Below are 6,761 nucleotides of genomic sequence, written 5' to 3' on the forward strand. Positions count from 1 at the left end.
GACTTCATTCATTTTTTCTAATTGGTAATTGTTCACATTATTACCACTACTAGCAAATAGGTTACTTTCTGTTAAAACAAGCTGTCTAACAGACTGTTTTCTTCCTGTTTGCCAGTTAGTATAATTGTTTCTACTTTGTCGACAGCTTCCTTAATCATTGGCTCAAAGTCCACAAAACTCTCATAAAACTCCACCTTCTCTTTTTTCGGTTTTGTTTTTGGGGAAGCAGGAACAAATACTGTACAACAATCCTCATAAGGTCTGATGGAGATGTCATATGTTCCAATAGACTTAGCAATGTCGACAATATCTCCTTTATCAGATGCGACCAATGGTCTGATAATCGGTGTATTTGTAACTGCATTTATCGCATACATGCTTTCAAGGGTCTGGCTGGCAACTTGACCGAGACTTTCCCCTGTAATGATTGCTAATGCTTCTTGCCTTCTTCTGATTTCATCTGTGATTCGCAGCATTAGCCTTCTTGTCGCAGTCATTGTATAGTTTTCTGGTATTTGTTTATGAATTAACTGCTGTATCTCTGTAAAAGGTACAATGTGAAGGACAAACCGCCCATTCATGGAAGCAAGCACATTGCCAATATCGACAACCTTTTGCTTAGCTCTTTCACTAGTGAATGGAGGACTAAAGAAGTGAACCCCTTCAAGTTCAAGCCCTCTCTTCATAGACAAGTAGCCTGCAACAGGACTGTCTAACCCGCCTGATAGCATAAGAACTGCTTTTCCGCTCGCACCAGAAGGCAGTCCACCAGCACCAGCAAAGTTTTCACTCGACAAATACACTGCCTCACTTCTCACTTCGACCTGCAGTGTAATATCAGGATTTTTGACATCTACTTTTATACCAGGAATATTTTTCAAAATATGAGAACCAAAAAAATGGTTCAGTTCATTTGTGTCTAGGGAAAAGGTCTTATCAGATCTTCGCGCACTCACTTTAAACGTATTTCCATCCTTATAGATTGAAGATACAAGCTCTAATGCTGTGTCTTTCAGCAAGTCTAAATCTCGGTCGACCTTAATAGCAGGGCTGAATGACTGAATTCCAAAGATGTTCCTTAATGAATGAACGACAGCTTCTGCTTCCGTCCCATTTAAAATGACATACATACGGTCACGCTGTCCGTCAATTTTGATGCTAGGAAAACTGCTTAAAGCATCTGCAATGGAATGTCTTAATTTATCAACGAATTTTTTTCTGTTTTTTCCTTTAGTAGAAAGCTCTCCATACCGAATTAATATACGATCATACTTCATCTGTTCATTACTCCTCTTAGCCAGTTGATAGTTTCCTTTAATACAGACATTGCTTCCCGAATATCTTTTAACTCATTATCATAAGCCAAGCTGATTCGAAAAGAACTTTCTGCGATATTTTCCGGTACTCTCATAGCCAATAATGTTTTGCTGACTGTGTTTGTCTTTGATGAACACGCACTAGTAGTCGACAGAAAAATACCTTTTTCCTCGAGGGCGTGAATCAATACCTCTGCTTTGATACCACTTGCTGAGAAATTAATAATATGCGGAACACTGTTAACCGGGGAGTGGACAACAACATTATCCATGCTTTCTAACTGATCACGGATGAACTTGTTCTGTTCAAGCATTTTCCCAAACTGATTTTTGTAGTTATCAAGCTGCATTCTTAAAGCTTTCGCTGTTGCTACTGCACCTGCCACATTTTCCGTTCCGCTTCTTACATTGCGCTCCTGTCCTCCGCCGGCAAGCAATGGAGAAATATTAATTCCGTCCTTTGCAAACAGGATACCATTGCCTTTTAGTCCATGAAATTTATGTGCGGACATTGTATATAAATCTATATGATAATCTCTTAATGAAAGAGGCGTTTTCCCTATCGCCTGAACACCATCTACATGAAAAAATATCTTAGGATATTCGTTCAATAACTTTCCGATTGCTTCAATCGGTTGGATTGCGCCTGTTTCATTATTAACATGCATGATAGAAACAAGTATTGTATCACTCTGTATATGTTTTTTAATATCCTCAACAGATACAATCCCATCCTCGTTAACAGGAAGGTATGTTACGGAGAAACCGTCTTGCTCCAGCTGTTCCATTACCTTCATTATCGAATCATGCTCTATGCTTGTTGTGATAATATGTTGACCTCTTGACTTAAACCTTCGAGAAATCCCTTTTAGTGCCATATTGTTTCCTTCTGTACCGCCAGAAGTAAAATAAATCTCGCTTTCCTTAACATCTAGCAACGCGGCAATTTGAGCCCTTGCTTGTATCAAAAGCTTCTCTGCTTCCATCCCTATTCGATGCAAAGAAGAAGGATTTCCAAAATAGTTTGCTGCAACTGCTGTATAGGATTCAATCACTTCCGGAAACGGCTTTGTTGTCGCACTATTATCCAAATATATCATAAGCCCCTCCTAACTAAGAACTCCAGCACTTTATGGTATCATAGTAAACATTATTTGAAAATATAATAGAGCTATGCGTTAAAAACAAAAAGATAGTTTGAATTGCACTGCAAAAAAAAGATAGCCTTGCTCGGGCTATCTTCTTTTTTCTATTTCATTTGCTTTTCCCTTAAATCGCCAATCAAAGCTTCCATTCGCTTCATACTGCCAGGTTCAATTTCCTCAACCGCCGCAGCTGCTTGCTCTAACGCTTCCTTATAACGATACTTACGGAAAAGCATTTCCGCTTCTGCAAGCGACTTTTCAGCCTTTGGATATTTACGGCGGTATCTATTACCATATTGGATGACCTTCTCAGCCAACAGAACCGTCTCAACCAGTTCTTCCGTAGCATTCACCAGCGCATGTGTAACATGCTCTGCATTTTCAACCATGCTTTGAACCGTCGGCAAATCAAGTGGCGCCTCCTGCAATACGGTTTTAAGCTTAGCCATAGCTTCCTTTGTCTCTTCTGCAAGCTCATTGTATTCTGCTGTAACACCAGGCAAATTACTGTTCGCAACCATCCGAAGAGCATTTGTCATTTGCTTTGTGAGCTCTGTCATTTTTTCATGTGCAACTACTTCATCTTTTCTTAAGGCATGAAGCTTGTCAAAGAGGTCCTCCTGTTCTTTTGAAGCACTCTCAAGCTGCTCTTTAAGAACCTTTAGTTCCTCACTTAAAATCGTATGTGCCGCAGACTCTGTCAACAGCTTATGCTCAAGCACCTCATATTGCTTGTATAATAGCTTCAGACGTTTCTCGAGTTTGAACTGCAGCTCTAAATCTTCATCATTCAAATTATAGCTTCTCTGCAGCAAGGATACCTCTACTTGAAGGCGAGAGTTCCCTTCCCTGATTTCTTCAAGGATTGCCTTAGCAGGATCTAAGTTTTTGTTCCAGTAGTTTCTTGCAATTACTTCTTTTTCAAGCAAGTCATACAGAAGATCCAGTTTTTCCTGTATTTCTGCAATAACATTTTGCACCTGCTCTATCTTTCCTTCTACAAGCAGCTTGTTGCTTTCTTCCAGTTCCACTTCAATTTCCTTCACTTCTGTTTCAAGCTGGATATGTTCAAGAATGAAGCCTTGTTCCAGCATATCTGCATATCCATCTTTTAAATCATTCAGCTGTTCAGGAAGCTTCGTTTGGCACTCAATAAGCAACGGAGGCACATTATCAATCAAGTAGCGAATATCGCCAGTGAGCTTTTCGATTGCATGAATAATTTCCCTTGCTTCCAAATAATCGCCATTATTCGTTTTTTCTTCATACTCTTTTAGCTTTACAGTAGTTTCCTGCAGCATTTCTTCTATTTTGCTTTCTGTTTCTCCGAAAGAGTGTCTATGTGCTAGCAATGTCTTTTTGCTTTCTCGATAGGATTCCTTTAAAGCATCAATTTCAGTTCTGTTCTTTTCTTCGCTTCCAATTAAATTATTAAGCTCCTCAAGCATTGTTTCGATGCTGCTCTCCATGCTCTCCAATTTAACGCGGATTTTTTTCTGAAGCTCTTTTGCTTTTCTGAACTTATATTTATCAATCGACTCTTCTGTATCAAACAAAAGCTCTTCGAGTTCCGGCAACTGATCTGTCACGATACCATCCCAATCAGCTCTCCATTTTTCAAAGAGTTCCTCCGTTTGCCCAATCATATTAAGCTTTTTCACTTTCGAAAGCTCATTCAACACAGGCCGATTCATTATATCGATTTTCCAGCTTTCCAGCTCATCCACTGTTCCATAATATTTTCTTCTAATAAAATATCCTGCTGCAAATAGGCAGATTAAAATGCCTACTCCTCCGATTATGTAGTTCATTTGAAGCCCCCTGTTCATACACCGACCAAATTTATTTCAACATACTTTTATATGTAAAGGTTATATATTTGTATTTATGATACCATGTAAACGACAATTTTTGACTAATATTTTATTTTTTTTTAAAGAAAATTGTTATTTTCCAAGACAGTTTTTCTTTATGTGAATTTACGTAAGGCAAACAATAGTTCTCCCAGCATCTTGCCGGCACTTACTCCCTAATGAAATTCAGTCCGATTTCCGTCTGTTTTTAAGCATTTATAGAATATTTAAAAAAAAGCATTCCTGTATATCGGAACAATAAAGGTATAATAAATATAGCCATACTGGGAAAGGGTGAGAGTCATGTACAAAAGAGATGGTCATATTCATACACCATATTGTCCGCATGGGACAAAGGACGGATTAAAAGAATACATAAAAAGAGCTATAGACCTAGGATTTAAAGAGATAACGTTCACGGAACATGCCCCGTTACCGAAGGGGTTTGAGGATGCAGCCCCGACAAAAGACAGCTGCATGACAATGGAGCAGCTGCCTTCTTATGTCGAAGATGTCTTAGAAGTAAAGGCGGAATTCAGCAGGGAACTGATCATTAATCTTGGTCTAGAGATTGATTATATTGAAGGCTATGAGAATGGAACGATGGAGTTCTTGCTAGAGTGGGGGAAATTTTTAGATGACAGTGTATTGAGTGTGCATTTTTTAAAAAATCCACACGGAAAATATGATTGCCTTGATTACAGCCCCGAAATATTTGCTAGTATGATTGAGAAATATGGACATGTTGATTGTATCTATGAATGCTATTTCCAAACACTCTCTAAATCGATATTAGCTGATTTAGGTCCATTTAAACCGAAAAGAATCGGACATATGACGCTTGTCCATAAGTTTCAAAAGCAATTCCCTCCGGTTCAGGATTTTTCACTTGCTATAAAGGAAATACTTCATCTTGTGAAACAAAAGGAGCTTGAGCTGGATTATAATGCAGCAGGATTATTTAAGCCATTATGCGAGGAGACATACCCTCCCATTTGGGCGATAGAGGAAGCAGTGCGTCTGCAAATCCCGCTTATATATGGATCAGATGCCCACCAAGCCAAGGATTTAGGACAAGGGCAACATCTATTAATTGGGAACAGCTAAGCGCTGCGGAAAGCAAATTACTTCATCAATCCATTTATCGATTTCCTCTAGGTATTTTTTGATGAAATATGGTTCATTTAAATAAATATAAAGAACCTCTTGAATATACGATGCATTTAGAAAAGGCATAGAAAGGAAGCTTTTTAACTGAATGATGCTGTATGGAACAGATTGTTTTTTAAATTCCTTTTTTTCTATGCCACTTTCCAAAATGCTTGATAAATAATAGCGTTCCTTTACATAATAAGTAGACAATATTTCCCTGACAACTTGGGAATCAATAGATACTTCTCGGAGTACGAACCTTGTTAACTGTAAATTCTTCCATTGAAATTCAATGATTTCTTTTACGACTGTTTTCAGCTTTTCCGACATGCTGCTATAATTATGGCGGCAAACCTCCTCCAGGACAGCCATATAATTCTCAAAATAATTAGTGAAGCAATACTCAAGCAAACCATTCTTACCATTAAAGTAGTAGGAAATATTTGCAATATTTACATTGGCATGGCCTGCGATGTCTCTGATAGATGTACCATTGTAGCCTTTTCTGTTGAATAATGTAATCGCAGATTCGACTATTGCTTCCTTTGAATTTCTTTTCACCCATATCGCCTCTTTTCTCTTGCTATTCAAAGTAATATATGTTTGAATAATAATTATTTTTGTGCAGCATAAATGATAGAAGAATAGCCTCTATATAAATTTCTTGATTATATTGGCCAATCCTTTAAAAGAAAGTCGACAAAACTTTTTCATATTCGCTCTAATCTGCTAAAATAATGAGAATAATAGAAGGAAAGTTAGGTGATTTGCTTGTTTAACGTCGAAACATACAAAGGCAATCGAGAACAGCAATACGAATTGGTAATTAAACAGCTGAAAGCTCTTCTTGAAGGCGAATCAAATACAATTGCAAACTTATCAAATGCAGCTGCTCTTTTGAATCAATTTTTGGATCGTGTCAATTGGGTAGGCTTTTATTTAACAGAGGATAATAAGGAGCTTGTACTCGGCCCGTTCCAAGGTTTGCCTGCATGTGTCCGTATTCCTTTCGGAAGAGGTGTTTGCGGAACTTCTGCCGAGAAGAAGGAGACAGTATTAGTGGAAGATGTCCATCAATTCCCGGGACATATTGCTTGTGATGCTGCTTCCCAATCAGAAATTGTCGTGCCATTGGTGAAAGAAGACGGCACATTATTAGGTGTTCTCGATATTGATTCACCTGAAAAATCCCGCTTTGATGAAACAGACAAGAAGTATTTAGAATTATTTGTTTCTGCCCTAATGGATTTTGTGAATTAATTTGTTCTAGTTCATACGAAAAACACCCCGAAACG

The 6,761-nt window shown here is 38.2% G+C and carries 6 protein-coding genes; 2 read left to right on the top strand and 4 right to left on the bottom strand.

All coding sequences use genetic code 11. The features are described from left to right. Positions 1-71: 71 nt before the first annotated feature. From thiI to ezrA, 3 genes are all read right to left on the bottom strand, one after another. Positions 72-1,277 (bottom strand): tRNA uracil 4-sulfurtransferase ThiI, encoded by a 1,206-nt coding sequence (gene thiI / locus ACLIJJ_RS05180; RefSeq protein ID WP_341078153.1) that lies wholly within the window; start codon positions 1,275-1,277, stop codon positions 72-74. Then, positions 1,274-2,416: a cysteine desulfurase family protein gene (locus ACLIJJ_RS05185; protein WP_411410613.1), complete on the bottom strand. Its 1,143-nt coding sequence runs from the start codon at positions 2,414-2,416 to the stop codon at positions 1,274-1,276. Before ACLIJJ_RS05185 ends, thiI begins: the two co-directional genes overlap by 4 nt. A gap of 149 nt (positions 2,417-2,565) precedes the next feature. After that, complete coding sequence (gene ezrA / locus ACLIJJ_RS05190) at positions 2,566-4,272, bottom strand: septation ring formation regulator EzrA (RefSeq protein WP_411410614.1); 1,707 nt, start codon at positions 4,270-4,272, stop codon at positions 2,566-2,568. 345 nt (positions 4,273-4,617) lie between these two features. Here ezrA and hisJ point away from each other — a divergent pair, with 345 nt between their 5' ends. After that, positions 4,618-5,421 carry a histidinol-phosphatase HisJ gene (gene hisJ / locus ACLIJJ_RS05195; RefSeq protein WP_411410615.1) on the top strand — a complete coding sequence of 268 codons (804 nt, stop codon included), beginning with the start codon at positions 4,618-4,620 and terminating at the stop codon, positions 5,419-5,421. On the opposite strand, the gene refZ is transcribed toward hisJ, so the two are convergent. Then, positions 5,404-6,027, bottom strand: a complete 624-nt coding sequence (gene refZ / locus ACLIJJ_RS05200; protein WP_411410616.1) for a forespore capture DNA-binding protein RefZ — start codon at positions 6,025-6,027, stop codon at positions 5,404-5,406. The two genes, hisJ and refZ, sit on opposite strands and share 18 nt — an antisense overlap. 210 nt (positions 6,028-6,237) lie before the next feature. On the opposite strand from refZ, the gene ACLIJJ_RS05205 reads away from it, so the two are divergent. Then, positions 6,238-6,726: a GAF domain-containing protein gene (locus tag ACLIJJ_RS05205; RefSeq protein WP_233317398.1), complete on the top strand. Its 489-nt coding sequence runs from the start codon at positions 6,238-6,240 to the stop codon at positions 6,724-6,726. Positions 6,727-6,761 lie beyond the last annotated feature (35 nt).

The organism is Niallia laureatilytica (genome assembly GCF_046613985.1).
Classification (GTDB): Bacteria; Bacillota; Bacilli; order Bacillales; family Cytobacillaceae; genus Niallia.

Coding starts and splice junctions, on each gene's coding strand:
- thiI (WP_341078153.1), bottom strand. CDS start 1,277: ATGAAGTATGATCGTATATTAATTCGGTATGGAGAGCTTTCTACTAAA.
- ACLIJJ_RS05185 (WP_411410613.1), bottom strand. CDS start 2,416: ATGATATATTTGGATAATAGTGCGACAACAAAGCCGTTTCCGGAAGTG.
- ezrA (WP_411410614.1), bottom strand. CDS start 4,272: ATGAACTACATAATCGGAGGAGTAGGCATTTTAATCTGCCTATTTGCA.
- hisJ (WP_411410615.1), top strand. CDS start 4,618: ATGTACAAAAGAGATGGTCATATTCATACACCATATTGTCCGCATGGG.